Source organism: Isoptericola sp. NPDC057653, assembly GCF_042799955.1.
Lineage (GTDB): Bacteria > Actinomycetota > Actinomycetes > Actinomycetales > Cellulomonadaceae > Isoptericola.
This window is the reverse complement of record NZ_JBHVHP010000002.1, coordinates 1,056,741-1,081,043: the sequence shown is the minus strand read 5'-3', so window position 1 is coordinate 1,081,043 and position 24,303 is coordinate 1,056,741. Positions and strand designations below refer to the sequence as shown.

24 protein-coding genes are annotated in these 24,303 nt (G+C 76.4%); 13 read left to right on the top strand and 11 right to left on the bottom strand.

All coding sequences use genetic code 11. The annotated features are described in order from the left end of the window. Positions 1-37: 37 nt before the first annotated feature. On the bottom strand, positions 38-1,588 hold the full coding sequence (locus ACFU9A_RS16145) for a pyridoxal phosphate-dependent decarboxylase family protein (protein ID WP_430576293.1): 1,551 nt from the start codon (positions 1,586-1,588) through the stop codon (positions 38-40). After that, the gene (locus ACFU9A_RS16140; RefSeq protein WP_430576292.1) at positions 1,585-2,982 is read right to left on the bottom strand and encodes an MFS transporter; all 1,398 of its coding nucleotides are present in this window, start codon (positions 2,980-2,982) and stop codon (positions 1,585-1,587) included. Before ACFU9A_RS16140 ends, ACFU9A_RS16145 begins: the two co-directional genes overlap by 4 nt. 60 nt (positions 2,983-3,042) lie before the next feature. Between ACFU9A_RS16140 and ACFU9A_RS16135 the strand changes: the two genes are divergently transcribed. Next, positions 3,043-3,999, top strand: a complete 957-nt coding sequence (locus ACFU9A_RS16135) for an aldo/keto reductase (protein ID WP_430576291.1) — start codon at positions 3,043-3,045, stop codon at positions 3,997-3,999. Positions 4,000-4,014: 15 nt separating this feature from the next. Here ACFU9A_RS16135 and ACFU9A_RS16130 read toward each other — a convergent pair whose 3' ends face one another. Genes ACFU9A_RS16130 through ACFU9A_RS16120 form a run of 3 tightly spaced genes read right to left on the bottom strand, consistent with a single transcriptional unit; the run spans position 4,015 to position 7,707 of the window. Beyond that, entirely contained in the window at positions 4,015-5,211 is a 1,197-nt protein-coding gene (locus tag ACFU9A_RS16130) for an acyl-CoA dehydrogenase family protein (protein WP_430576290.1), read from the bottom strand. A 28-nt stretch (positions 5,212-5,239) separates the two neighbouring features. Further along, a complete protein-coding gene (locus tag ACFU9A_RS16125) occupies positions 5,240-6,259 on the bottom strand; it encodes a CNNM domain-containing protein (protein ID WP_430576289.1) in 1,020 nt (339 codons plus the stop codon). Further along, entirely contained in the window at positions 6,256-7,707 is a 1,452-nt protein-coding gene (locus tag ACFU9A_RS16120; RefSeq protein WP_430576288.1) for a hemolysin family protein, read from the bottom strand. The genes ACFU9A_RS16125 and ACFU9A_RS16120 overlap by 4 nt, the downstream gene beginning before the upstream one ends. 219 nt (positions 7,708-7,926) lie before the next feature. Between ACFU9A_RS16120 and ACFU9A_RS16115 the strand changes: the two genes are divergently transcribed. Together ACFU9A_RS16115 and ACFU9A_RS16110 are read left to right on the top strand one after the other, a co-directional pair. After that, positions 7,927-9,555 (top strand): AMP-binding protein, encoded by a 1,629-nt coding sequence (locus tag ACFU9A_RS16115; RefSeq protein ID WP_430576287.1) that lies wholly within the window; start codon positions 7,927-7,929, stop codon positions 9,553-9,555. 43 nt (positions 9,556-9,598) lie between these two features. Next, on the top strand, positions 9,599-10,768 hold the full coding sequence (locus tag ACFU9A_RS16110; RefSeq protein ID WP_430576286.1) for a D-alanine--D-alanine ligase family protein: 1,170 nt from the start codon (positions 9,599-9,601) through the stop codon (positions 10,766-10,768). A 19-nt stretch (positions 10,769-10,787) separates the two neighbouring features. Here ACFU9A_RS16110 and ACFU9A_RS16105 read toward each other — a convergent pair whose 3' ends face one another. Both ACFU9A_RS16105 and ACFU9A_RS16100 read right to left on the bottom strand, forming a co-directional pair. After that, positions 10,788-11,201: a VOC family protein gene (locus ACFU9A_RS16105; RefSeq protein WP_430576285.1), complete on the bottom strand. Its 414-nt coding sequence runs from the start codon at positions 11,199-11,201 to the stop codon at positions 10,788-10,790. A 46-nt stretch (positions 11,202-11,247) separates the two neighbouring features. Then, entirely contained in the window at positions 11,248-11,742 is a 495-nt protein-coding gene (locus ACFU9A_RS16100; RefSeq protein ID WP_430576284.1) for a DUF3515 domain-containing protein, read from the bottom strand. A gap of 52 nt (positions 11,743-11,794) precedes the next feature. Here ACFU9A_RS16100 and ACFU9A_RS16095 point away from each other — a divergent pair, with 52 nt between their 5' ends. Next, on the top strand, positions 11,795-12,805 hold the full coding sequence (locus ACFU9A_RS16095; RefSeq protein ID WP_430576283.1) for a thiamine-phosphate kinase: 1,011 nt from the start codon (positions 11,795-11,797) through the stop codon (positions 12,803-12,805). Positions 12,806-12,832: 27 nt separating this feature from the next. Here ACFU9A_RS16095 and ACFU9A_RS16090 read toward each other — a convergent pair whose 3' ends face one another. Both ACFU9A_RS16090 and rpmB read right to left on the bottom strand, forming a co-directional pair. Further along, a complete protein-coding gene (locus ACFU9A_RS16090) occupies positions 12,833-13,351 on the bottom strand; it encodes a GNAT family N-acetyltransferase (RefSeq protein WP_430576282.1) in 519 nt (172 codons plus the stop codon). 188 nt (positions 13,352-13,539) lie between these two features. Then, a complete protein-coding gene (gene rpmB / locus ACFU9A_RS16085) occupies positions 13,540-13,731 on the bottom strand; it encodes a 50S ribosomal protein L28 (RefSeq protein ID WP_069984843.1) in 192 nt (63 codons plus the stop codon). 215 nt (positions 13,732-13,946) lie between these two features. Here rpmB and ACFU9A_RS16080 point away from each other — a divergent pair, with 215 nt between their 5' ends. The 3 genes from ACFU9A_RS16080 to rsmD are packed head-to-tail and all read left to right on the top strand — an operon-like array spanning position 13,947 to position 18,735. Further along, positions 13,947-15,794: a DAK2 domain-containing protein gene (locus ACFU9A_RS16080; RefSeq protein ID WP_430576281.1), complete on the top strand. Its 1,848-nt coding sequence runs from the start codon at positions 13,947-13,949 to the stop codon at positions 15,792-15,794. Next, positions 15,791-18,043, top strand: coding sequence for an ATP-dependent DNA helicase RecG (locus tag ACFU9A_RS16075; RefSeq protein WP_430576280.1), 2,253 nt, complete (start codon positions 15,791-15,793; stop codon positions 18,041-18,043). The genes ACFU9A_RS16080 and ACFU9A_RS16075 overlap by 4 nt, the downstream gene beginning before the upstream one ends. Positions 18,044-18,093: 50 nt before the next feature. Then, positions 18,094-18,735, top strand: coding sequence for a 16S rRNA (guanine(966)-N(2))-methyltransferase RsmD (rsmD, locus tag ACFU9A_RS16070; RefSeq protein ID WP_430576279.1), 642 nt, complete (start codon positions 18,094-18,096; stop codon positions 18,733-18,735). Here rsmD and ACFU9A_RS16065 read toward each other — a convergent pair. Next, positions 18,724-19,521, bottom strand: a complete 798-nt coding sequence (locus tag ACFU9A_RS16065; RefSeq protein WP_430576278.1) for a GNAT family N-acetyltransferase — start codon at positions 19,519-19,521, stop codon at positions 18,724-18,726. The two genes, rsmD and ACFU9A_RS16065, sit on opposite strands and share 12 nt — an antisense overlap. A gap of 117 nt (positions 19,522-19,638) precedes the next feature. Here ACFU9A_RS16065 and coaD point away from each other — a divergent pair, with 117 nt between their 5' ends. From coaD to mutM, 6 genes are all read left to right on the top strand, one after another. After that, entirely contained in the window at positions 19,639-20,133 is a 495-nt protein-coding gene (gene coaD, locus ACFU9A_RS16060; RefSeq protein WP_430576277.1) for a pantetheine-phosphate adenylyltransferase, read from the top strand. Further along, on the top strand, positions 20,133-20,699 hold the full coding sequence (locus tag ACFU9A_RS16055) for a hypothetical protein (RefSeq protein ID WP_430576276.1): 567 nt from the start codon (positions 20,133-20,135) through the stop codon (positions 20,697-20,699). Before coaD ends, ACFU9A_RS16055 begins: the two co-directional genes overlap by 1 nt. A gap of 150 nt (positions 20,700-20,849) precedes the next feature. Beyond that, entirely contained in the window at positions 20,850-21,401 is a 552-nt protein-coding gene (locus tag ACFU9A_RS16050; protein ID WP_430576275.1) for a YceD family protein, read from the top strand. Between the two features lie 2 nt (positions 21,402-21,403). Next, entirely contained in the window at positions 21,404-21,598 is a 195-nt protein-coding gene (rpmF, locus tag ACFU9A_RS16045; protein ID WP_079574722.1) for a 50S ribosomal protein L32, read from the top strand. A gap of 1 nt (position 21,599) precedes the next feature. After that, a complete protein-coding gene (gene rnc / locus ACFU9A_RS16040; protein WP_430576274.1) occupies positions 21,600-22,343 on the top strand; it encodes a ribonuclease III in 744 nt (247 codons plus the stop codon). Continuing rightward, positions 22,336-23,280 (top strand): bifunctional DNA-formamidopyrimidine glycosylase/DNA-(apurinic or apyrimidinic site) lyase, encoded by a 945-nt coding sequence (mutM, locus tag ACFU9A_RS16035; RefSeq protein ID WP_430576273.1) that lies wholly within the window; start codon positions 22,336-22,338, stop codon positions 23,278-23,280. Before rnc ends, mutM begins: the two co-directional genes overlap by 8 nt. Before the next feature lie 17 nt (positions 23,281-23,297). Here mutM and ACFU9A_RS16030 read toward each other — a convergent pair whose 3' ends face one another. After that, on the bottom strand, positions 23,298-24,236 hold the full coding sequence (locus ACFU9A_RS16030) for an NAD(P)-dependent oxidoreductase (RefSeq protein WP_430576272.1): 939 nt from the start codon (positions 24,234-24,236) through the stop codon (positions 23,298-23,300). Positions 24,237-24,303 lie beyond the last annotated feature (67 nt).

The following is a 24,303-nucleotide window of genomic DNA, read 5'->3' as shown; positions in this document are numbered from 1 at the left end:
CGATCCGATCCACCGCCTGCCGACCAGATCCGGCAGATCAGGAGGGACGGGGCTCGACGAGGCGCGCGAGCAGCTCGACCAGCAGCCGCTCGACCAGGGGAGCGGGCAGCGCCTCGACCAGGGCCAGCAGCGGCGCCATCGGCCCGACGCCGGGGGCCGCGTCGGGGTCGCCGCCCACCGCCCCGAGGCCGACCGCGTCGAGCAGGGCGGCGGCCGTCGCGGAGTCGAGGGGCGCCGTGAGGTCGAGGGGCGGCAGCGCCCCGAGCAGCGCGCCGGCGTCGGGCCGGGGCCGCCCCCGGACCTCGTCGGCGGCGGCGCGCAGCACGGGCACCAGGTCGCCGAGCACGCCCTCGGTGACGGGGGTGACGGTGAGGTGGGTGGTGTGCGGCAGGCGGGTGCCGTCGGCCTGGTCCAGGCCGGGCTGGGCCTGGAGCGTCCAGCCGCGCGCGCCGACGGCGTCCGCCCACACGTGCGGGTCCACGCGCCGGTCCGCGGGGACGGCGTCGTCCGCGGCGACGGCGAGCAGCGGACCGACCGGGGAGCCGACGACGCGCAGCCCGTCGATCTCGCCCACGGCGTCGCGCAGGGCCAGCGTGGCGCGGCGCGCCCGGCCGGCGAGCGTCGCGAGCCCGTCCGTGCCCAGGGCCTGCAGGATCGCCCAGGCCGCGGCGAGGGGCCCGCCGGACCGGGAACCGAGCAGCGTCGGGTTGACGACGGGGTAGCCGGGCCAGCGGGTGGTCGCGAAGTACTGCGCGCGCTGCCGGTCGCGGTCGCGGTGCAGCAGCACCGAGGCGCCCTTGGGCGCGAACGCGTACTTGTGCAGGTCGGCGCTCAGGCTGGTGACGCCCGGCACGCGCAGGTCCCACGCGGGCAGGCCGGGCCAGAACGGCAGGGCGAATCCGCCGATGCAGGCGTCCACGTGCACCGGCACCCCGGCGGCGGAGGCGAGGGCCGCGACGTCGGCCACCGGGTCGGCCGCGGCGTGCGGGTAGGACGGCGCGGAGACGACCACGAGCGCGACGCCGTCCGCGCCGCCGGTGCCGTCGTGCAGGCGGGCGCCCAGCGCGGCGGCCTCGACCGCCCCGGCGGCGGGCCCGTCCGCGGCGACGGGCACGAGGTCGAGCTCCAGCCCGTACAGGTGGGCGGCCTTCTGGAACGCGGCGTGCACCGTCACCGGGGCCACCAGGCGGGGTCGGGCCTCGCCCGGGCGGAGGCCGCGGGCGGCGAGCCAGGTGTCGCGCGCCGACTGGACGGCGAGCAGGCAGCTCTCCGTGCCGCCGCTGGTCACCGTGCCGACGGTGTCGTCGTCGCCGCCCAGCAGGTCGCGCGCGAACGCGACGACGTCCCGCTCGAGCGCGGCCACGGAGCCGAACGTCGTCGGGTCGAGGCCGTTGACCGGCTGCATGGCGCGGACGGCGCCGGCGGCGAGCTCGTCGAGCTCCGGCACGCCCGGGTCGTAGACGTAGCTGAGCACGCGCCCGCCGTGGGTGGGTGCGTCCCGGTGCCGCAGCGCGGCCAGGGCGGCGAGGACCGCCTCCGGGGGCTGCTCCAGGTCGAGGGCGGCGTCGGGCAGGGCGGGGCGGTTCACGGGGTCTCCTGGTGGTCGGGCGTGCCGGGGGTGGGGAGGCCGTCGGCGGGGCGGGCGGCGTCGACGTCGCGGCGGCGCAGCGGGTAGCGGCCGAGCGGGAACAGGCTGGCGGCCACGAGCGCCGCGGGCAGCACGCTGAACGCGGCGACGATGCCGAGCACGGCGGCGCCGGGCTGGGCGACCGACTGCCCGCCGGTGGACTCGACGTAGCCGGTGACCGCGAGCACGACGGTGAGCAGCGTGGTGCCGAGCGCCATGCCCGTGGTCTCGCCGGCCGTCCAGACGCCGCCGAACGCACCGGCCCGGTCGGAGCCGGTGGTGCGGGCGTCGTGGGCGATGACGTCGGGCAGCATCGCCATCGGCAGGGACTGCATGCCCGCGTACGCGGCGCCGGCCAGCGCCACCGGCGCGTACACCCAGGCGCCCGGCGCCCAGGCCAGCGGCAGCAGGGCGAGCGCGGCGACGGCGAACAGCCCGGAGGCGAGCCGGAACGCGCGCTCCTTGCCGACCCGGCGGGCGAGCACGCCCCACACCGGCGTCACGACCAGGGCCGGCCCGACCAGGGCCACGAACAGGAACGTCACGGCCGCGGTGTCGCGCAGCACCCAGGTGGCGACGTACTGCGCGCCGGCGAGCATCGCCCCGGTGGCGAGCGCCTGCAGCACGAACGTGCCGAGCAGCGTGCGGAACGGGCGGCTCGTGCGCAGGAGCCCGAGCCCCTCGCGGTAGTGGGCGGCGAGCCGGGCGCGCGCCGGGACGGGCCTCGGTGGCGCGGGCGGTCCCGCGGACCTCTCCACCGTCGAGGCGACGAGCAGCGCCGCGCCGAGCACCAGGCCGGCGGCCAGGGCCATGACCAGGTAGCCGAGGCGCTCGTCGTCGCCGCCCAGCCCGCGCAGGGCGGGGCCGCCGCCCCCGAACAGCAGGATGGCGGCGGTGAGCACCACGACCCGTGCGGTGAGCAGGCGGGTGCGGGCGTCGTAGGTGTCGGCGAGCTCGGCCGGCAGGGCGATGTACGGCACCTGGAACAGGCTGAACGCCGTCGCGGCGGCCAGGAACGCGAGCAGCACCCACACCGCCGCGCCGGCGGGCGCCAGGCCGCCCGGCACGGCGAACGTGAGGACGAAGAACACGGGCAGGGCGACGCCGCCCGCCACCATGAGCCGGCGGCGCCGGCCGGTGCGCGCGCGCTCACGGTCGCTGGCCGCGCCGATCAGGGGGTCGATGACCACGTCCCAGACCTTCGCGGCGGTGACCAGCAGGCCCGCGACGGCCGCCGTCACGCCGAGGGTGTCCGTGAGGTAGAAGACGAGCACCAGCCCGGGCAGCGTGGCGAACCCGCCGGTGCCGACGGACCCGACGGCGTACCGGGCGACCGTGCCCCTGCGCAGCGTCATGAGCGGGGATCGTAGCGCTCCGGCGGGAATGTTCCGGACGCCGTCGGGCTTGTGCGATCTGTGACCCAGGCGACCACCACGCACCCCGACGTCCCGCTCGGCTCCCTCGACCTCGACGCGGCGCCGCTGGTGCTCGGCGGCAACGTCTTCGGCTGGACGGCGGACGACGCCGCGTCCTTCGCCGTCCTCGACGCGTTCGCGGACGCCGGCGGCCGGATGATCGACACGGCCGACGTCTACTCCGCGTGGGTGCCGGGCAACTCCGGCGGCGAGAGCGAGCGCACGATCGGGCGCTGGCTGGCCCGCACGGGCCGGCGCGACGACGTGCTGGTCGCGACCAAGGGCTCGCAGCACCCCGAGTTCCGCGGGCTGGCGGCGAGCACGGTCCGCGCCGCCGCGGAGGCGTCGCTCGAGCGCCTGGGCACCGACCGCATCGACCTGTACTACGCGCACTTCGACGACGCCGAGACGCCGATCGCGGAGACCGCCGCCGCGTTCTCCGCGCTCGTCGACGACGGCCTGGTGCGCGAGATCGGCGTCTCCAACTACACGCCGGAGCGGATCGACGAGTGGTTCTCCGCCGTCGACGCCGGCGGGCTGCACCGGCCCGTCGCGCTGCAGCCGCACTACAACCTCGTGGAGCGCGGCTTCGAGGACGGCCTGCGCGAGGCGGCCGCGCGGCACCGCCTGGGCGTGCTGCCCTACTACGCGCTGGCGTCCGGGTTCCTCGCCGGCACGTACCGCGACGGCGAGACGCCCGACAGCCCGCGCGCGCAGGGCGCCGCGCGCTACCTCGACGACCGCGGCCGCCGCGTGCTGGCCGCCCTCGACGAGGTCGCGGCCGTGCAGGGCGTGCCCGTCGCCTCCGTCGCGCTGGCGTGGCTGCGCCAGCAGCCCACCGTCGTGGCGCCCGTCGCGAGCGCCCGCCGCACCGGGCAGCTCGAGGCGCTCCTGCGGTCGATGACCCTCGAGCTGAGCCCGGACGAGCTCGCGCGGCTGGACGGCGCCTCCGCCTGACGACGCGGTGCGGCGTCAGTCCTCGAGAGGGCCGAGCACGGCCTGCGCGACGGTGGAGTGCGCCGACTCGTCGTCGGACGGGTGGAAGATCCCGGCCAGCACGTCGCGGTAGAGGCGCCCCAGCTCGGAGCGGTTGAAGTACGTGGACCCGCCGGAGCAGCGGATCGCCTCGTCGACGACCTCCCGGGCCGTCTCGGTGACGCGCACCTTGAGCCCCGCCGTCGAGCGGAAGAAGCCGGCACCCTTGTCGACCTGCGCGTCGACCTCCCCGGCCACCAGGTCGAGCTGCGGCCACAGTCCGTCCAGCGCGAGCGCGGCGGTGCCGATGCGCCAGCGGATGTCGGGGTCCTGCGAGTACGCCTTGCCCGTCTTCATCGACCGGCGCCTGTTCACGGTCTCGACGGCGAGCGCCAGCGCGCGGTCCGCGATGCCGAGGTACACGGACGCGAGCAGGATCTCGAAGCTCGTGAAGATGCCGAGCACGTACGGGTCCAGGCTCGGGCCCGGCGCGATGCGGCGCAGCACGCGGTCCGCGGGGGCGTGGGCGCCGTCGAGCACCGTGGTGCAGGACTGCGACGCCCGCATGCCGAGCGTGTCCCAGTCGTCCTTGATCTCGAAGCCGCCGCCGTCGCGGGTGACGAAGGCGTGCACGATGCGCGGGTCGTCGGGGTCGGTCGCGTCGTCGAGGCCCATGACGCCCAGGCGGGTCCAGCCGGGGGAGTTGGACGTGAAGATCTTGGTGCCGTGGAACGAGTAGCCGCCCTCGCCGTCGGGGCGGGCCTCGGTGCGCGAGCCGAGCAGCACCAGGTCGTTGCCGGCCTCGGAGTAGCCGAAGCCGAACACCTCGCCGCGCGCCGTCTCCTCGAGCAGCCAGTCGAGGGAGCGGTCGCCGCGCTCGTGCAGGAACCGGGCGACGCCCACCCACACGTGGTGCATGTTGACCGCGAGGGCGGTCGCGGGCGCCGCGCCCGCCAGCCTGGCCTGCTCGCGCGCCGCCTCCCGCAGGGTGAGCCCGGCGCCGCCGAGGTGCTGGGGCACCATCGCCGCGAGGTAGCCCGCGGCCTTGAGGTCCGCGAGGTCGTCGGCGAAGAACGTGTTCTCGCGGTCGTGGGTCGCCGCCCGGCCCCGGACGGTCTCCAGGAGCTCGTCGGTGAGGATCTGACGGGGGGTCGAGAACGGCGACGGCGCGTCGTACGGTGAGGGCGCAGGCATGCCCTCACCGTACGACGCGCCCGGGCGGTCAGCCGCCTGCGGGGACGGGCTCGGGCAGCAGGCGTCGCAGCACGTCGGCGAGGGTGATCACGCCGAGCGTGCGCCCGTCGCGGCGGACCAGCGCGAGCTGCTCGCCCGCCTCGCGCAGCAGCGCGATGGCCGCGTGCACGGTGGTCGACGCGTCCAGCACGAACGCCGGCCGCGCGAGCGGCGCGACGGGGGCGTCGTCGGCCAGCAGCAGGGTGTCGCGCACGTGCACGACGCCGCCCACCTCGCCGTCGTCCGACCGCAGCAGGATGCGCAGGTGGCCCGACGTGACGGACACGGCCCGCACGTCCGCGGCCGTGGCGGCGGCCGGCACCGCCGTGGGCCGCGACCCGGGCGCCACGAGCGTGTCGACCGTGAGCGTCTCCAGCTCCAGCGCCCCGGCGATCTGCGACGAGTACGCCGCGTCGAGCGCCCCGACGTTCGCCGAGTGCTCCACCAGGTGGCGCAGCGTGGTCGGGTCGTGCCCGACGTCGACGTGGTCCACCGGCTCCACCCCGACGGCCCGCAGGCACCGGTTGGCGAGGGTGTTGAGCCAGCGCAGCACCGGCCGCGTGAGCCACATGAACCCGCGCATCGGCAGCGCGAGCAGCGTGGCCGACGCCTCGGGGTGCGCGATGGCCCAGGACTTCGGCGCCATCTCGCCCACCACGAGGTGCAGGAACGTGACGATGATCAGCGCGAGCACGAAGCCCGCGACGTCGGCCACCCAGTACGGCGCGCCCCAGCCCGCGATGAGCGGGGTGAGCCAGTGGTGCACCGCGGGCTTGGTCACGGCGCCGAGCGCCAGCGTGCACGCGGTGATGCCGAGCTGCGAGCCCGCCAGGAGCAGCGTCAGCTCGGACGAGCTGCGCAGCGCGGCCCGCGCCGACCGGCTGGTGGGCGCGGCGTCCTCCAGGCGGTGGCGGCGCGCCCCGAGCAGGGCGAACTCCACGGCCACGAAGAACGCGCTGAGCGCGATGATGACGACGGTCGCGCCGAGGACGACCCAGGGGTTGCTCATCGGTCCTCCTCCGTCGCGGTCACGGCGTCAGCCGTCGTGGCGGTCGTGCGGTCGGTCGCGCTCGCGGTGTCGGCGGTGTCGTCGGTGTCGTCGGTGTCGTCGACGCCGTCCACCAGGCGCACGCGCACCAGGTGCGGCACGTGCCGCTCGACGGCGAGCACCTCCACCTCGATCCGGCGCTCGACGGGCTCGTCGTGCGCGAGGTCGGCCGGGTCGGGCGGCAGCTCCACCGTGACCGCGTCGCCCGCGCGGGGCAGGGCGCCGAGCTGCGCGATGAGCAGCCCGGCGACGGTCTCGTGGTCGCCGCGGGGCAGGTCGTGCCCCAGGGCCCGCTCCGCCTCGTCGAGGTGCACGTCGCCGCCCATCACCCAGGTGTCGTCGGTCTCCGCCGTGACGGTGGCCGTCTCGTCGTCGTCGTGCTCGTCCGTGATCTCGCCGACGAGCTCCTCCGCGAGGTCCTCGAGGGTGAGGACGCCGGCGAAGCCGCCGTACTCGTCGACGACGACGGCGAGCTGGTTGCGCGAGCGCGTCAGCTCCGTCAGGGCGGCGGGCAGCGGCATGAGGGTCGGCAGCACGGTGACGGGGCGCATCAGGTCCGTCACAGGAGCGTCGTCCGTGAGCCCGGTGCGCAGCACGTCCATGAGCTGGACGACGCCGAGCGCCTGGTCCTCGCCGTCGACCACCGGGTAGCGCGAGTGGCCCCCCGCCATGAGGGTGCGCAGCTCGCCCACCGTGAGGCCGGGCTCGACCGTCCCGACGCGCGAGCGGGGGATCATCGCGTGGCGGGCGTCGTGCTGCGGGAAGTCGAGGATGCGGTCCAGCAGCATCGACAGGTCGTCGGGCAGGTCGCCGCTGGAGCGCGAGTCCGCGACGATGTGCTCCAGGTCGCGGGCCGTGGCGGAGTGCTCGACGTCGTGCACCGGCTCGATGCGCAGCAGGCGCAGCAGCGCGTTCGACGCCTTGTCGAACACGGCGATGAGCCAGCCGAGCACCGTGAGGTACGCCGTCGTGGAGCCCGCCAGGCGCAGGGCCGTGGGCTCCGGGCGGGCGATCGCTAGGTTCTTCGGGAACAGCTCGCCGAACAGCATCTGCACCAGCGTCGAGACGGCCAGCGCCGCGACGGTGCCGACGGCCACGCCGACGCCGGTCGGGACGCCGACGCCGCCCAGCAGGGTGCCGAGCGCGTCGCCGACCAGCGGTTCGGCCACGTAGCCGACCAGCAGGCCGGTGACGGTGATGCCGAGCTGGGCGCCCGAGAGCACGAACGACGTGCGCCGGGTGACGGCGAGGGCCCGCTGCGCGGTCGCGTCACCGGCCTCCGCGCGGGCGGCGAGCCGGGAGCGGTCCACGGTCATGTAGGCGAACTCCTGGGCGACGAAGTACGCCGTCGCCGCGGTGATCACGAGGATCACCAGGAGCCCGAGGAGGAGGGAGAGGGCGGCGGTCATCGGACGCGCACCGCCTCTCGTCGGGGCTGCGGGGAGCCCGGACTATGGCTGGGGTCGTCGGCGGGCGCGGCGCTCTCGTCGGCCGCGGGCGCCATGACGGCTTCCGTCGTGAGGGTGATGTCCACGAACGCCCCAACGCCGGCACCGCGCGATCGGTTCCCGGCGCTACGCTCCGGTGCCACACGGTCGACGAGGACCGTGCCGCACGAAGGGACCGCCATGTCCGACACCAGCGCAGCCCGCCCTGAAGCCAGCCCTGCCGACAGCGGCGTCATCCGCAGCCTCCATCCCGACGTCGAGATCCCCGACGTCAGTCTGTACGACTTCCTCTTCGCGCCGCTCGCGGGCGCCGACCTCGACCGCGTCGCCCTGGTGGACGGCCCCACCGCCGCCACCACCACCTACGGCGAGCTGCGCGCGCAGGTCGACGCGATCGCGGGCGCGTTCGCCGCGCGCGGGCTCGGCGTCGGGGACGTCGTGGCCCTGCACTGCCCCAACGTGCCCGCGTTCGTCGCCGTCTTCCACGGGCTCCTGCGCGCGGGGATCACGGTCACGACGGTCAACGCCCTCGCGTCGGGGCGGGAGGTCGCCAAGCAGCTGCGGTCGTCGGGGGCGAAGGCGCTCGTCACGGTGTCCGCGCTGCTGGCCGCGGCGGAGGCGGGCGCCGAGGCCGCCGGCACGGACCCGGGCGACGTCGTCGTGCTCGACGGCGCGGACGGGCACCCGTCGCTGGCGGAGCTGCTGGCCGGCGGGCACGCCGCGCCGGACGTCGACCTCGACCCCCGCACGCACCTCGCGGTGCTGCCGTACTCGTCCGGGACCACGGGGCTGCCCAAGGGCGTGATGCTCACGCACCGCAACCTCGTGGCGAACGTGCTGCAGACCGAGGCGTTCCTCCCGCTGGTGCCGGAGGACGTCATCCCGGCCGTGCTGCCGTTCTTCCACATCTACGGGATGACGGTGCTCATGAACGGCGCCGTGTACCAGCGCTCGACGCTCGTCACGCTGCCCCGGTTCGACCTCGCGGAGTACCTGCGGGTCGTCGAGCAGCACCGCGCCACGGTGCTGTTCGTCGCGCCGCCGATCGCGCTGGCGCTCGCGAAGCACCCGGCGGCGGCCGGCCGCGACCTGTCCAGCGTGCGGATGCTCATGTCCGGGGCGGCGCCGTTCGACGAGCACCTGGCCGAGGCGGTGGGCCGCCGGCTGCCCGGCGCGCGCGTGCTGCAGGGCTACGGGATGTCGGAGATGTCGCCGGTCTCGCACGTGGTGCCCGTCGACCGGCCCGACGTCTCGCCGGGCACCGTCGGCATGCTCGTGCCGAACATGCTGGCCCGGATCGTGGACCCGGCGACGGGGGAGACCATCGCGCAGCCGGAGACGGGCGTGAGCGCGCCGGGCGAGCTGCTGTGCGCCGGGCCGAACGTCATGGTCGGGTACCTGGCGGACGAGCAGGCCACCCGCGACACGCTCGAGCCCGACGGGTTCCTGCACACCGGCGACATCGTCACCGTCGACGCCGACGGCGCGTTCACCGTCGTCGACCGGCTCAAGGAGCTGATCAAGCACAAGGGCTACCAGGTGGCGCCCGCCGAGCTCGAGGCGCTGCTGCTCACCCACCCCGAGGTCGCGGACGCCGCGGTGATCGGTGTGCCCGACCCGGAGTCCGGCGAGGTGCCGAAGGCGTTCGTGGTGCGGGCCGAGGGCAGCACGCTCACGGCCGACGACGTGCAGGCGTTCGTCGCCGAGCAGGTCGCCCCGTACAAGAAGGTGCGCGTCGTCGAGTTCGTCGAGGCGGTGCCGAAGTCCGCGGCGGGCAAGATCCTGCGCAAGGAGCTGCGCGCCCGGTGATCCGGTCCGGACGGCGGGGGCGGGTCCGGTAGGTTGGGCGGCGATGTCCGACGCCACCACCGCCTCCGTCCCTGTCGTCCCGACCGCGGGCGACGGCGCCTCGCGCAAGACCCGCGTCGCCGTGCTGTTCGGCGGCCGCTCGGGCGAGCACGCCATCTCCGCGTCGACCGCGAGCGGCGTGCTGCGCGCGATCGACCGCGACCGGTACGACGTCGTGCCCGTGGGCATCACGCGCGAGGGCCGCTGGGTCGTCGCGGCCGACGACCCGGACCGCTGGCAGATCGCCGACGGCCGCCTCCCCGAGGTCACCGCCGAGTCCGGCGCCGAGGTGGTGCTCTCCCTGACGCAGGGCGAGCGCACCCTGCGCGTGCTGGAGCCCGGCCAGGTGCCGGCGCTGCTCGGCGAGGTCGACGTCGTCTTCCCGCTGCTGCACGGGCCGTTCGGCGAGGACGGCACCGTGCAGGGCCTGCTGGAGCTGTCGGACGTGCACTACGTCGGCGCGGGCGTGCTCGCGTCGGCCGTGGGCATGGACAAGCACTTCATGAAGCTCGTGCTGGCGGGCCAGGGGCTCGCCGTCGGGCCGTACGTCGTGCTGCGCCCGCGCGACTGGGAGCGGGACCCCGCGGCCTGCGTCGCCGCCGTCGAGCCGCTGGGGCTGCCGCTGTTCGTCAAGCCGGCGCGCGCCGGGTCGTCGCTCGGCATCACCCGCGTGGACGACCTGGCGGACCTGCCCGCCGCCGTCGAGGCCGCGCGCGTGCACGACCCCAAGGTGATCGTGGAGGCCGGCATCGACGGCCGCGAGATCGAGTGCGCCGTGCTCGGCGGCCGCGACGGCGCCCCGACGCGCGCGTCCCTGCCGGGCGAGATCGTCGTCGACCACGACAGCCACGCGTTCTACGACTTCGAGGCCAAGTACCTCGACGAGGCGCACGTCGACCTGCGCTGCCCGGCGGACCTGCCCCCGCACGTGCTGGACGAGGTCCGCGAGGTCGCCGTGCGCACCTTCGAGGCCGTGGAGGCCGAGGGGCTCTCGCGCGTGGACGTCTTCGTCACGCCCGACGAGCGCGTCGTGGTCAACGAGATCAACACCATGCCCGGCTTCACGCCGTTCTCGATGTACCCGCGCATGTGGGAGGCCTCGGGCGTGAGCTACCCGGAGCTGGTGGACGAGCTCATCCAGCTCGCCCTCGAGCGCCCCACCGGGCTGCGCTGACCGCCGCCCGCTCGGCGGGTCAGGGCACGACGAGCTCGCCGAGCGGCCCGGGCGCGTGCGCCACCTCCCAGAGGAACCCGTCCGGGTCGGTGAAGTAGCCGGAGTAGCCGCCCCACTCGCGCCGCACGCCGTCGCGGACGGTCGGCGCGCCGGCCCGGCGGGCGTCCTCGAGCACGGCGTCCACCGCCGCGGGCGCGCCCACGTTGTGCGCGAGCGTGAGCGGCGCCGTGCCGCCCCGCACGACCGGCCCGATCTCCTCGACGGCGTGCCCCTCGTCCCACAGCGACAGCACCACGTGCTGACCCACCTGGAACATGAGCACCTCGCCGGGCGCCTCGAGCAGCGGGTCCCAGCCCAGCCCGTCGACGTAGAAGCGCCGGGTGGCGGCGAGGTCGGAGACGACGAGGGTGACGAGGCTCACGCGCTGGTCCATGCCCCCCACCGTGGCACGAGGCGCCGACAGGCGCCCCGGCGGCGCGTCAGGTGCAGGTCGCGGTGGCGGGGACGGTGTTGACGGCCTGCGCGAGGTCGCCCACGAACGACGTCGAGTGGTTCTCGGTGACGGACGGCGGCACCAGGACCTCGACTGCCGGCTCGCGCCCGTAGGTGGTGAACCTCCAGGTGCCGTCCTTGCCGGCCACGACGATCCAGTCGACCGCGCCCGCGCCGGACTCGACGCGCTGGCAGTCGGCCGACGGGCCGGGCGGGGTGACGCCGCAGCGCAGCGTGACGGCCGCGCCGGGGTCGCCCCACGCCGAGGTGGCCTGGGCGTTGGTGTCGCGCTGCGGCAGGTCGCCGGCGAGCGTGTCCGGCAGCGCGAGCATGACCGGGGCGCACGCCGGGTCGGCGGCGTCCTCGGCCGGCGTCTCGCCGATGGTCGGGGCGCATGCCGCGAGCGGGGCGACGACGAGGGCGGCCAGCGCGACGGCACGGGTCCGGGGAGCGCGGGTCAGCGGGAAACGACGACGGGGCACGACGCCCACGCTACCGGGCCGGGAGGGCCCGCCGACCGCCTACAGTCGTCCCGTGACCGACGCCACCCGCCCCCTCGTGCGCGACCTCTCCGAGGAGGAGCTCCTCGCCCGGATCTTCCCCCTCCTGCCGGGTGCCGAGGCAACGCTCCTGGGGCCCGGGGACGACGCCGCGGTGGTCGCGGCCCCCGACGGGCGGTTCGTCGTCACCACCGACGTGCTGGTCGAGGACCGGCACTTCCGCCGCCGCTGGTCGACGGGGTACGACGTCGGCGTCCGGGCCGCGACGGCCAACCTGGCGGACGTCGCGGCGATGGGCGCTCGTCCGACGTCCCTCGTGGTCTCGCTGGTGGTGCCCGGCGACCTGCCGGTGGGCTGGGTGACCGGGCTGGCGCGCGGGCTGGCGGACGCCGGGACCCCCGCGGGCGCGGGCGTCGTCGGCGGCGACCTGTCGGGCGGCGACGCCGTCGTGGTGGCGGTGACCGCGCACGGCGACCTGCAGGGCCGGGCACCGGTGACGCGCTCCGGCGCGCGGGCGGGGGACGTCGTCGCGTACGCGGGGAACAGGGGCCTGTCGGCCGCTGGCCTGGCGCTGCTCGACGCGGGCGCCGCCGCCCCGGCGGACGGCGCGCCGGGCGCGGACGGGGAGCTCGGGCCGTACGTCGGGGGCTACCTGCGCCCCGACGCCCCGCTCGCCGCGGGGCCCGGGGCGGCGACCGCGGGCGCCACCGCGATGCTCGACGTCTCGGACGGTCTGCTGCGCGACGCGGGCCGGATCGCGCGCGCCAGCGGGGTGGGCCTGGACCTGGAGACCACGGCCCTCGCCACCGACGTGGCGCGACTGCTGCCCGCGGCGCGGGCGCTCGGGGCGGACGCGGTCGCGGCGCTCGGCTGGGTGCTGTCCGGGGGAGAGGACCACGGCCTGCTCGCCACGTTCCCGCCGGACGCGGCGCTGCCCGCGGGGTTCCGGCGGGTCGGGCGGGTGCTCGCCGCTGCGGAGCCCGGCGTCACCGTCGACGGCGGCGAGCCCGCGACCGGCCCCGGCTGGGACCACTTCGCGGGCTGAGTCGGCGGCCGCGCCGCACCGTCGGGGTCAGCCCCGGCGGTAGCGGACCTCGGTGACCGGGGTGTCGCCGATGTCGTCCATGCGCTCGACGCCGTCGGGGTGGAAGCCGTGGCGGCGGTAGAAGTGCCGCGCGCGGTCGTTCTGCGACAGCACCCACAGCGACATGGGCACGCCCTCGGGCACGTCCGACAGGACGGTGCGCATGAGGTCGCGGGCCACGCCGCGGCCCCACGACTCGGGGTCGAGGTAGATCGCGTACAGCTCGAGGTCGCCCTCCTCGGCGTCCTCGTCGCGCGACGGGCCGTAGGAGGCGAAGCCGAGGAGGCGGCCGTCACCCTCGGCGACCAGCGTCGTGCGCGTGCCCTCGTCGAGGATCCGCTGCCACTGCGCGGCGCGGTCGTCGACGTCGAGGGAGTCGAGGTACTCGGCCGGCAGCACGGCGGCGTAGGCGCCCTTCCACGACGTGACGTGCACCTGCGCGATGCGCCCGGCGTCGGTCACGTCGGCGGGACGGATCTCCACGTCGTTGTCGGTCTGCACGATCATCTGCTCAGGGTGCCACGACGGCATGCCCTCGGCCAAGGCAGTTTGGTGAATCCTTCACGAATTCTTTGCCGGTCGCGGCGGGCAACGGAGCGGACGGAACCCGGGACGACAAGACGCCCGCCGGGAAAGATCCCGACGGGCGTCTCGCGACAAGCGTCGACGACCGGGCGTGCGCCCGGCGCGCAGGCTCAGGCCTGGCGCGTCACCTTGCCTGCCTTGAGGCAAGAGGTGCAGACGTTGACACGCTTGGGGGTACCCGCGACCACGGCACGGACGCGCTGGATGTTCGGGTTCCAGCGGCGCTTCGTGCGGATGTGGGAGTGCGAGATGCTGTGCCCGAAGCCCGGGCCCTTGCCGCAGACGTCGCAGTTGGCAGCCACGGTCTCTCCTGAATCGTCGTGACACGTCCCGCGCCAGGGCAGCAGGACGTGAAGTGTGTGGTCTGGGGGAGCCCGGAACCGCCCGGGCAACCACACGAGGATAGCCGATCCTGAGGGTGACCCTCAACGTGGGGTGCCTCACCGCTACCGTGGGCCGCGGACGCCGCCGGGCCAGGGGAGCATGGCGGGGTGGTCGAGAGCCAGCGGGAGGCGACGTGACGGACCCGGACCTGAGGGACGCGGCCGTCGTGCGGCTGTGGGTCCGGACGGCCGTGGAGGCGCTCGGCGGGGCCCGCACGGCGCTCGACGGGGTCAACGTGTTCCCGGTCGCCGACGGCGACACCGGGACGAACCTGTACCTCACGCTGCGCGAGGGCGCGCACGCCGTGCAGGAGGAGCCCGAGGGCGCGGGCGGAGCGCGCCTCCTGCGGGTGCTGGCCCGCGGCGCCCTCCTCGCCGCGCGCGGCAACTCCGGCGTGATCCTCAGCGAGTGGCTGCGGGGCCTGGCCGCTGCCGCCACCCGCGGCGAGCCCCTCGCGTGGGCGCTGGCCACGGCCGCGCGGACCGCCCGGCTCGCCGTCGCGCACCCCGCACCGGGCACGATCCTCACCGCCGCGGACGCGGCGGCGGACGCGGCACGCACGGCGGCCCCGGACGGCCTGCCCGCCGCCGTCGCGGAGCCGGACCGGCACCGCCGCCGCCAGGAGGTGCTCGACGCCGCCCGCTCGGGGGCACGCGACGCCCTGCTCACGAGCGCCGGCTCGCTCGAGACCCTCCGCGCCGCGGGCGTGCTCGACGCCGGGGCCGGCGGCCTGCTGCTGGTGCTGGGGGCGCTCGCCGAGGCGCACCGGGCCGTGTCGGAGGCGCCCGGCACGATGGCGCCCGTGACCGGCCCCGTGACCCTTGACGTCGAGCTGCGCCAGGGCGAGCCGCGGCCCGCCGACGCGGACGCGGGGCGAGACCCTGGGCTCGTCGCCGACGGGCACGCGCACGACGACGCGCTCGAGCTGATGTTCGTGCTGCACCGCCCCGCCGCCGCCGCGGACTTCGGCCCCGGGGCCGTCGCGGACGCGCTGCGCCGCGACCTGGACGCCATCGGCGAGTCGGTGGTCGTGGTGGGCGGCGCGGACGAGCCCGACGAGCCGGACGACCTCGACTCCCCGGACGAGCCGGCCACTCCGGGCGACGAGTCGCTCTGGCAGGCGCACGTGCACACGAACGATCTCGCGGGCGGGCTCGACGTGGCCCGCCGCTGGGCCGCCGACGGCGCCGTCTCGCGCGTGCACGTGCGGCACCTCGCGGTGCTCGGGGAGCACGGGGTGGGGTCGGGCGTCCCCGTCGACGCGGCGTGGGGCGCGGTGGTCGCGACGGGCGCCCCCGCGCTCGCCGGCGAGCTGGCGCGCGGCGGCGCCGTCGTGCTGCTCGACCTCGACCGGCCCGTGACGGCCGACGACCTCGCCCAGGCCGCCCTCGGCGTGCCGGCCGCGCGCGTGCTGGTCGTGCCGGGCCCGGTGCCCGGCGGCACCGACGCGCTGACGCGGTCGCTGGCCGACCACCGCGACCCCGGGGCGGACGAGCCCGCCGTCGTGCTGCTGGACGCGGCCGACGACGTGCGCGTCGTCACGGCGGTCGCCGCGCTCGCGGAGGTGGGTGCGGACGAGGACGGCACCGACGGCGTGCCCGCGGCCGTGCGCGCGGCGCTCGGGCGCCTGACGACGTGGGCCGGCGACGCCGCGGAGGCGGCGCGCGCGCTCGACAGGCTCCTCGCCGCGGCGCCGGACGCGGAGCTGGTCACCGTCCTGGCGGACGCGGACGCCGCGCCCGCGGCGCTGGACGACCTCGTCCGGGCGGCGGCCGACGCGGTGCCCGACGCGGAGGTGGTGGTGCTCACGACCGGCCGGCCCGGCGCGGGCGTGACGCTCGGGGTCGAGACGCACGGGGTCGAGACGCACGGGGTCGAGACGCACGGGGTCGAGACGCACGGGGTCGAGAGGCTCGGGGTCGAGACGCACGGTGCCGGGGTGCCGGGGGTCGCGGTGCCCGGGGTGGAGGCGCAGGCGTGACGGGACGCGAGGGCGAGGCCCTGACGAAGGTGCTCGGCGCGCGCAGCGCCGCGCCGCTGGAGAAGCTCGGGCTGGTCACGGCGGGCGACCTGCTGCGCCACTACCCGCGGCGCTACGGCGACCCGGGCACGCTCACGGACATGGACCGGCTCGCGCTCGGCGAGCACGTCACGGTGATGGCCCGCGTCGCGCACGCCACCGTCCGGACGATGCGGTCGCGGGCCGGCGCGATGCTCCAGGCCGTCGTGACCGACGGGCGGCACGAGCTCGCCCTGACGTTCTTCGCGAAGCGCGCCGGCGCGCTGCGGCCGCACGAGGACAAGCTGCGGCCGGGCCGCGTGGGCCTGTTCACCGGCGTGGTCAGCGAGTACCGGGGGACCCGCCAGCTCACGCACCCGGACTACGTGCTGGTCGGCGTCGACGCGGACGACGCCGAGTCCGCCATGTTCGAGGCGAGCCGGCCCATCCCGATCTACCCCGCGTCGTCGGCCGTGCCGAGCTGGCGCATCCAGCGCGCCGTGCGCACGGTGCTCGACCCGCTCACCGAGGCCGACGTCGAGGACCCGGTGCCCGCCGACGTCCGGGAGCGCGCCGGGCTGCCGGGGCGGCTCGACGCCCTGCGGGCGATCCACGTGCCGGACGACCAGCGCGCGTGGCAGCGGGCGCGCCACCGGTTCCGGTTCGAGGAGGCGTTCGTGCTGCAGGCGGCGCTCGCGCAGCGGCGCGCGCACGCCGCGGAGCAGGAGGCCACCGCGCGCCCGCTGCGCGGGTCGGGCGGGGCGAGCCTGCTGGCCGACTTCGACGCCGGCCTGCCGTTCACGCTCACCGAGGGCCAGCGGTCCGTCGGGGAGGACCTCGCGGCCGAGCTCGCGCAGGCGCGGCCCATGCAGCGGCTGCTGCAGGGCGAGGTGGGCTCGGGCAAGACGGTCGTGGCGCTGCGCGCGATGCTGCAGGTCGTCGACGCCGGCGGCCAGGCCGCGCTCCTCGCGCCCACCGAGGTGCTCGCCGCGCAGCACGCGCGCACGCTGCGTGCCCTGCTCGGCCCGCTCGCCGAGGGCGGCCTGCTCGGCGGCGCCGCGCACGGCACCCGGGTGGCGCTCCTCACCGGCTCGCTCGGCGCGGCCGCGCGCAAGGAGGCGCTGCTGCAGGCGGCGAGCGGCGAGGCGGGGATCGTCGTGGGCACCCACGCCCTGCTCGGCGACCAGGTGCAGTTCGCCGACCTCGGGCTGGTCGTCGTGGACGAGCAGCACCGGTTCGGCGTCGAGCAGCGCGACGCGCTGCGCGCCAAGGGACGGGTGGCGCCGCACGTGCTCGTCATGACGGCCACGCCCATCCCGCGGACGGTCGCGATGACGGTGTTCGGCGACCTCGAGACGTCGTCGCTCACCGAGGTGCCCGCCGGGCGGGCCGGGATCACGTCGCACGTGGTGCCCGCCGGCAACCCGCGCTGGATGGAGCGCACGTGGGCGCGTGTGCGCGAGGAGGTCGACAAGGGGCACCGGGCGTACGTCGTGTGCCCGCGGATCCACCCCGACGCCGACCTGCCGGCGGGCGGCGGGGCCGCGTCGAAGGACTTCGACGACGTGCCCGACCTCCTGGAGCTCGTGGACGCCGAGGGGGCCGACGACCGGCCGCCGCTGCGCGCCGTGCTCGAGGTCGCCGACATGCTCCGGGAGACGCCCGCGCTCGCCGGGCTGGACGTCGGCGTGCTGCACGGGCAGATGGCGGCCGCGGACAAGGAGTCCGCCATGGCCGCGTTCGCGGCCGGCGAGCTGCAGGTGCTGGTCTCCACGACGGTGATCGAGGTGGGCGTCGACGTCCCCGAGGCGACCGTGATGGTGGTGTTCGACGCCGACCGCTTCGGCCTGTCGCAGCTGCACCAGCTGCGCGGCCGGGTGGGGCGTGGCGCCGCGGCCGGGCTGTGCCTGCTCGTCTCGACGGCGCAGCCGGGCACGCCCGCCGCGACGCGCGTCGAGGCGCTCGCGGAGACCACGGACGGCTTCCGGCTCGCGACCCTCGACCTGGAGCTGCGCTCCGAGGGCGACGTGCTCGGCGCGGCCCAGTCCGGGAAGTCCAGCTCCCTGCGCCTCCTGCGGGTGGTGCAGGACGCCGACCTCATCGCCGACGCGCGCCGCGAGGCGTCCGCGGTGGTCGACGCCGACCTGGAGCTCGGCGACCACCCGGTGCTGCGCGCGGCGATCGCGGCCCAGCTGGACGACGAGCAGGAGGAGTTCCTCGAGCGGGCCTGACCGCCGCGCGGGTCGCGGGGCCGGGGGGCGGGTGACCTAGGCTCGGCGGCATGACGAGGATCGTGGCCGGCCGGTTCGGCGGGCGCTCGCTGCAGGTGCCGCCGAAGGGGACGCGACCCACCAGCGACCGGGTCCGCGAGGCGATCTTCTCCCGGCTGGACCACCTCGACGTGCTGGACGGCGCGCGGGTGCTGGACCTGTACGCCGGCTCCGGCGCGCTCGGTCTGGAGGCCGCCAGCCGCGGCGCCGCCGAGGTGGTGCTCGTCGACGCGAACCGGCGGGCGGCGGACGTCGCCCGCCGCAACGTCGCGACCCTGGGCCTGCAGCGCGAGGTGCGGGTCGTCGCCGACGCCGCCGAGCGGTTCGCCGCGGGCGCGGCGCCCGCCGGCGGGACCGCGGGGCGGGGGTTCGACGTCGTCTTCCTCGACCCGCCCTACGACCTGGCCGACGACGCGCTCACGACGGTGCTCGCACACCTCGCCGCCCCCGGCGTGCTCGCCGCGGGCGCCGTCGTCGTGGTCGAGCGCTCGACGCGCAGCCCCGAGCCGGCCTGGCCCGCCGGCCTGGCGGCGTTCGCGCGCAAGGACTACGGCGAGACGGCGGTGCACTACGCCGAGCCCGAGCCCGAGCCCGAGTCCGAGCCGGCGGCCGACGTCGCGGCCGAGGGCGACGAGGCGGGCTCAGCCGGCTGACCGGGGCGGGGCGTAGCGCTCCGCGCCCTCGAGCGTGGCGACGGGGACGGCGGCCAGCGCGACCGGGTCGGCGGGGTCGACGAGCGGGACGCGGTCGCCGGCCGCGGCGCCGAGCAGCCGTCGCGTGGCGGCGTCCTCGACCAGCGCGCCCTCGCAGGCGACGAGGTGCTCGGCGAGGAACCCGTGGACGGGGTCGCCGGGCACGGAGTCCGGCCACCCGTCCCCGCCCTCGTCCGCGCCGCCGCCCGCCTCCGCGCCCACGTCCAGCGCGACGAGCAGCATCGCCGGGACGCGAGGCGAGCCCGGCCCGCCCATGCCCGGCTGGAAGTAGGGGAGCGCCAGGGCCCGTGCGCCGTGCCGCGCGTAGAAGCGCAGGCGGGCCGCCGGGTCCCCGTGCTGGGGGTGCGCGGGGTGGTGGGCGGGGTGCTCGACCTCCGCCAGCACGAGGGCCGGCGAGCGCTCCGCCCGCCAGGCCGCGACGGACCGGTCCAGCAGCAGGCCGCCGACGCCGCCGCCGCGCCCGCCCGGGGCGATGGCGAGGTAGTCGACCAGCAGCACCCGCGTGGACGGCGACCAGGACGCGACGATCCCGGCGGCGACGCGGCCGTCGCGCTCGACCCCCAGCGCCGTCTGCGCGCCCGCACGGCAGCCGGCGCGCAGGTCCTCCAGCGACATCAGCTCGGCGGGCGGGAACGACGGTGCGAGGACGTCGCGCCACAGCGACGCGAGCTGGGTGTCGGTGGTGAGCGGGACGACCGCGGGCGCCGGGCCGGGGGCTGGGGGCATGCCCACCATGGTGTCCCCGCCGGGCGTCCGCGGCACCCCGCGGGCGCCCGCGGGGCACCCGCGACGGGCCCGGCCGGGCTCCCGGGGATCGCCGTCGCCCTGTACTAGCGTGACGGCGTGAGCATCGCCGTCTGCCCCGGGTCGTTCGACCCGATCACCCTCGGCCACCTCGACATCGTCCGGCGCACGCGCCGGATGTTCGACGAGGTCGTGGTCGGGGTGGCCCGCAACGCGTCCAAGAACGCGCTGCTGGGCCCGGAGCAGCGGGTGGAGCTCGCCCGGGCCGCGCTCGCCGCCGACCCGGAGACCGCCGACGTGCGGGTCGAGGTCGTGCCGGGCCTGCTGGTCGACTTCTGCCACGAGGTCGGCGCGGTCGCCGTGGTCAAGGGGCTGCGTGGCGGTGCGGACTTCGACGCCGAGCTGCCGATGGCCCTCATGAACCGGCACCTGACGGGCGTCGAGACGGTCTTCGTGCCCGGCGAGCAGCGCTACGCGCACGTCGCGTCGTCGCTGGTCAAGGACGTGGCGCGGTACGGCGGGCCGATCGAGGACCTCGTGCCGCCCGGCGTCGCCGCGGCGGTGCGGGCGGCACTGGAGCGAGGGAGCAAGTGATGAGCGAGACGACCGAGACCCCGACCGTGGACGACCAGGAGAACCCCGCGGGCGGGCTCCTGGACATCCTCGAGGACCTGGCGGCGCTGGTCGAGAACGCGCGGTCGGTGCCGCTGTCGACCAACGTCAAGGTCGACCGCGAGCAGGCCCTCGCGCTGGTCGACGAGCTGCGCGACGCGCTGCCCACCCAGGTGGCCCGCGCCGACGAGGTGCTCGCCTCCGCGCGGGACACGCTGGACGACGCGCACCGCCAGGCGGAGGAGATCGTGGCGTCGGCCCGGGCCCGCGCCATCGAGCTGGTGCAGACCGAGCAGGTGGTCGTGCAGGCGCAGTCCCGGGCCGCGGAGATCGTGGCCGAGGCGGAGCGCCGCGCGGCCGCGCTGCGGACCGACGCGGACGCGTACTGCGACGGCCGCCTCGCCGACTTCCAGCAGGACCTGGACGCCCTCACGAGCCAGGTGCGCGCGGGCCGGGACAAGCTGGCCGACCGCCTGGAGCAGGGCTCGCCCCGCGTGCGGTGGGACGCCGTCGCCGACCCGCGGTGGCCGCAGGGGAAGCAGTCCTGACCAGCGCATGAGAGACGGGTCACGTCCGGGCGTGCTGCCACCTGCGGCCGCGATGGCCTAGACTAGGTCGCTGGTCCGAGTCCGGGCCGCCCCCTTTCTTCCCGTCTGTCCCTGGAGCCTGCCATCGCTACCGCGAAGCCCTCGCCGCTCGTGCTCGACACGCACGAGCTGTCGCGGCGACCCGGCACGATGCTGGAGGTCGCGCGCGTCGTGCCCGCCCCCGCGGACATGGGTACCGCCGTCATCGGCGTGCCCGAGGGCGACAACCTGACCCTGGGCCTGCGGCTCGAGTCGGTGCTGGAAGGGGTGCTGGTCTCCGGAGTCGTGCGCGGCACGGCGGTGGGGGAGTGCGTGCGCTGCCTCGATCCGGTGTCCCGGCAGGTGACCGTGCACGTGCAGGAGCTCTTCGCCTACCCCGACAGGGCGCAGGCGGCGGAGGACGCGGGCGACGAGGAGGCCGAGGACGAGGCGGTGCTGGTCGACGACCAGGCCGACATCGAGCCGGCGGTTCGGGATTCGCTCGTGACTGCACTACCATTTCAACCGCTGTGCCGTCAGGACTGCCCCGGCCTGTGCTCCGTCTGCGGGGCCCGGCTGGCCGACGATCCTGACCACCATCACGACCTGGTCGACCCTCGCTGGTCGGCACTGCAGACCATGCTCGAGGAGTCGAGCGTGTCCGACGAGACGAAAGAGAGCTAGCCGTGGCTGTTCCGAAGCGCAAGATGTCGCGCAGCAACACCCGGGCGCGTCGCTCGCAGTGGAAGACCACCGCGGCCGTCCTCACCACGTGCCCGAGCTGCAAGGGGCAGAAGCTGTCCCACGCCGCGTGCCCCACCTGTGGCGCGTACAAGGGCCGTCAGTACGCCGAGGCGCTGCGCACCGAGCACGCGGGCTGACATGCCTGCACGCGGCACCCGGCAGCAGCCGGAGCCGACCGCTCTTCTCGAGAAGCTCGGGGTCCACCTGGACCCCGAGCTTCTCGTGCTCGCCCTGACGCACCGCTCGTTCGCGCACGAGGCCGGGGGCATCCCCACCAACGAGCGGCTCGAGTTCCTGGGCGACACCGTGCTCGGCCTCGTCGTCACGGAGGCGCTCTACCGGCGTCACCCGGACCAGTCCGAGGGCGAGCTGGCGAAGATGCGCGCGGCGACGGTGTCCCAGCGCGCGCTCGCCGCGATCGCCCGCCGCCTCGACCTCGGCGCCTACGTGCTGCTGGGCAAGGGCGAGATCCGCACGCGCGGCTTCGACAAGGACTCGATCCTGTCGGACACCGTCGAGGCGTTGATCGGCGCGACCTACCTGTCGCACGGGCTGGAGCCGGCGCGCGCGCTGGTGCACCGCCTCGTGGACACCACCCTCGAGGCCGCCGCCGACCTCGGCGCGGGCCTCGACTGGAAGACCTCGCTGCAGGAGGCGGCCGCCGCGCGCGGGTTCGGCGCCCCCGTGTACGAGGTGACGGGCGAGGGCCCGGAGCACGCCCGCGTCTTCCACGCGCAGGTGGCGGCCGGCCCGGTGCTGGGCCTCGGCACGGGGACCGCCAAGAAGCACGCCGAGCAGGCGGCCGCCGAGGAGGCGTACCACGCCCTGCAGGACCTGCCGGTCCCGGGGTCGGCACCGGTGACCGACGCCGCCGGTGCCTGAGCTCCCCGAGGTCGAGACCGTCCGCGACGGCCTCGACCGCCTGGTGGTGGGCGCCGTCGTGCGCGACGTCGAGGTGTTCCGCGACTACTCCGTACGGCGCCAGGACGGCGGCCCCGCGGGCTTCGCGGACCAGCTCCGCGGCCGGCGCCTGGACGCCGCCGTCCGGCGCGGCAAGTTCCTCTGGCTGCCCCTGGGCGCGCCGGCCGGGGCCGGGACGGCGTCCGACGACGGCGCCGCCCTCCTCGCGCACCTCGGGATGTCCGGGCAGCTCCTCGTGCGCGACCCGGCCGTGGCGGGGGACTGGGCGCACCCGCACCTGCGCGTCCGCCTGCATCTCGCGGGCGCGCCCAGCGGCGCCGAGTACCTCGACTTCGTCGACCAGCGGACGTTCGGGCACCTGTCGGTGGTGGACCTGGAGCCGACCCCCGACGGCGCGCCCGGCGGCCTGGGCAGCGACCTCGCGGCCGTGCCGGAGCCGGCGGCGCACATCGGCCGCGACCCGCTGGACCCGTCGTTCGACGCCGACGCGGTGGTCGCCGCGGTGCGCCGCCGCCGTACGGGGATCAAGCGCGCGCTGCTCGACCAGGGCCTGCTGTCCGGCGTGGGGAACATCTACGCCGACGAGGCGCTGTGGCGGGCGCGCCTGCACTTCGCGCGCGCGACCGACCGGCTGCGGCCGGTGGAGGTGCGCCGCGCCCTGGACGCCGCCACCGAGGTGATGACGGAGTCCCTCGCGCAGGGCGGCACCAGCTTCGACGCGCTGTACGTCAACGTCAACGGCGAGTCCGGCTACTTCGCCCGCGGCCTCGCGGCCTACGGGCGCGAGGGCGAGCCGTGCCCGCGCTGCGGCACGCCGATCCGCCGCGACGCGTTCATGAACCGCTCGTCGTACACCTGCCCCGTCTGCCAGCCGCGGCCCCGCACCGGCCGCTGGTAGCGCCCGGCCCGGGGGCCTCAGCGCGCGACGACGTTGCGCAGCCCCGCCGCGCCGTCGGCCAGCCACGCCTCCAGCTGCGCGGTGACGAACGCGGCCGCGTCCTGGGGCCGCCCGCCGGCGACGTGCGGCGTGAGGATCAGGTGCGGCGCGTCCCACAGCGGGGAGGTCTCGGGCAGCGGCTCCGTCTCCGTGACGTCCAGCGCGGCCCCCGCGAGGGTGCCGGCGCGCAGCGCCGCGACCAGGGCCTCCTCGTCCACCGTGGCGCCGCGCCCCGCGTTGACGAACCGCGCGTGCGGGGGCAGGAGCCCGAGCACCCGCGCGTCGAGCGCGTGGTGGGTGGCGTCGGTGGCCGGCAGCAGCGAGACCAGCACGTCCGTGGTGGGCGCCACCTCGTCGATCGACCCGACCACGGGGTAGCCGTAGCGCTCGCCCGGGGTCGACGCGACGCCCGTGACCTGCGCGCCGAGCGCGGCGAGCAGCGGCGCGAGGACGGCCGCGATGGAGCCGAAGCCCCAGACGGTCACGCGGGCGCCGCGCAGGGTGAACAGCGCCTCGTCGCGGGCCTGCTCGCGGCCGAGGCCGCGGTCCCAGACGTGGTCGCGCTGCGCCGCGAGCGTGCGGTCGAGGCGGCGGACCGACGCGAGGACGAGCGCCAGGGTGTGCTCGGCGACGGTCGTGTCGTGCAGGGAGCGGCCGGAGGAGATCACCACCTCCGGGGCGAACCCTGCCGCGAGCGCCTGGTCGGGGCCGGCGTTGAGGGTCTGCACCCAGCGCAGCCGCGGCATGCGCCGGGCGGCGTCCTCCAGGACCCGCTGCGGGCTGGACCACGTGACCAGGACGTCGGCGTCGGCGTGCTCCTCGGGCACCGGGTCGCGCATGACGTAGTGCGCCACCGTGACGCCCGGGACGTCGATCGTGAGGTCGAAGGGGACGTTTCCGGGCACGAGGATCTTCACGCCTCGGGACGCTATCAGCCCGGCGGAGGAGTGGTTCCGGACCGTTCGCCGTGCGCCCTGTGACCTG

Excerpts from the sequence above, each read along its gene's own strand:
- ACFU9A_RS16110 (WP_430576286.1), top strand. The coding sequence starts at position 9,599 with ATGTCCGACGCCACCACCGCCTCCGTCCCTGTCGTCCCGACCGCGGGC.
- ACFU9A_RS16115 (WP_430576287.1), top strand. The coding sequence starts at position 7,927 with ATGTCCGACACCAGCGCAGCCCGCCCTGAAGCCAGCCCTGCCGACAGC.
- ACFU9A_RS16130 (WP_430576290.1), bottom strand. The coding sequence starts at position 5,211 with ATGCCTGCGCCCTCACCGTACGACGCGCCGTCGCCGTTCTCGACCCCC.
- rsmD (WP_430576279.1), top strand. The coding sequence starts at position 18,094 with ATGACGAGGATCGTGGCCGGCCGGTTCGGCGGGCGCTCGCTGCAGGTG.
- ACFU9A_RS16125 (WP_430576289.1), bottom strand. The coding sequence starts at position 6,259 with ATGAGCAACCCCTGGGTCGTCCTCGGCGCGACCGTCGTCATCATCGCG.
- rnc (WP_430576274.1), top strand. The coding sequence starts at position 21,600 with ATGCCTGCACGCGGCACCCGGCAGCAGCCGGAGCCGACCGCTCTTCTC.
- ACFU9A_RS16120 (WP_430576288.1), bottom strand. The coding sequence starts at position 7,707 with ATGACCGCCGCCCTCTCCCTCCTCCTCGGGCTCCTGGTGATCCTCGTG.
- ACFU9A_RS16055 (WP_430576276.1), top strand. The coding sequence starts at position 20,133 with ATGAGCGAGACGACCGAGACCCCGACCGTGGACGACCAGGAGAACCCC.
- ACFU9A_RS16140 (WP_430576292.1), bottom strand. The coding sequence starts at position 2,982 with ATGACGCTGCGCAGGGGCACGGTCGCCCGGTACGCCGTCGGGTCCGTC.
- ACFU9A_RS16065 (WP_430576278.1), bottom strand. The coding sequence starts at position 19,521 with ATGCCCCCAGCCCCCGGCCCGGCGCCCGCGGTCGTCCCGCTCACCACC.
- ACFU9A_RS16105 (WP_430576285.1), bottom strand. The coding sequence starts at position 11,201 with ATGGACCAGCGCGTGAGCCTCGTCACCCTCGTCGTCTCCGACCTCGCC.
- ACFU9A_RS16090 (WP_430576282.1), bottom strand. The coding sequence starts at position 13,351 with ATGATCGTGCAGACCGACAACGACGTGGAGATCCGTCCCGCCGACGTG.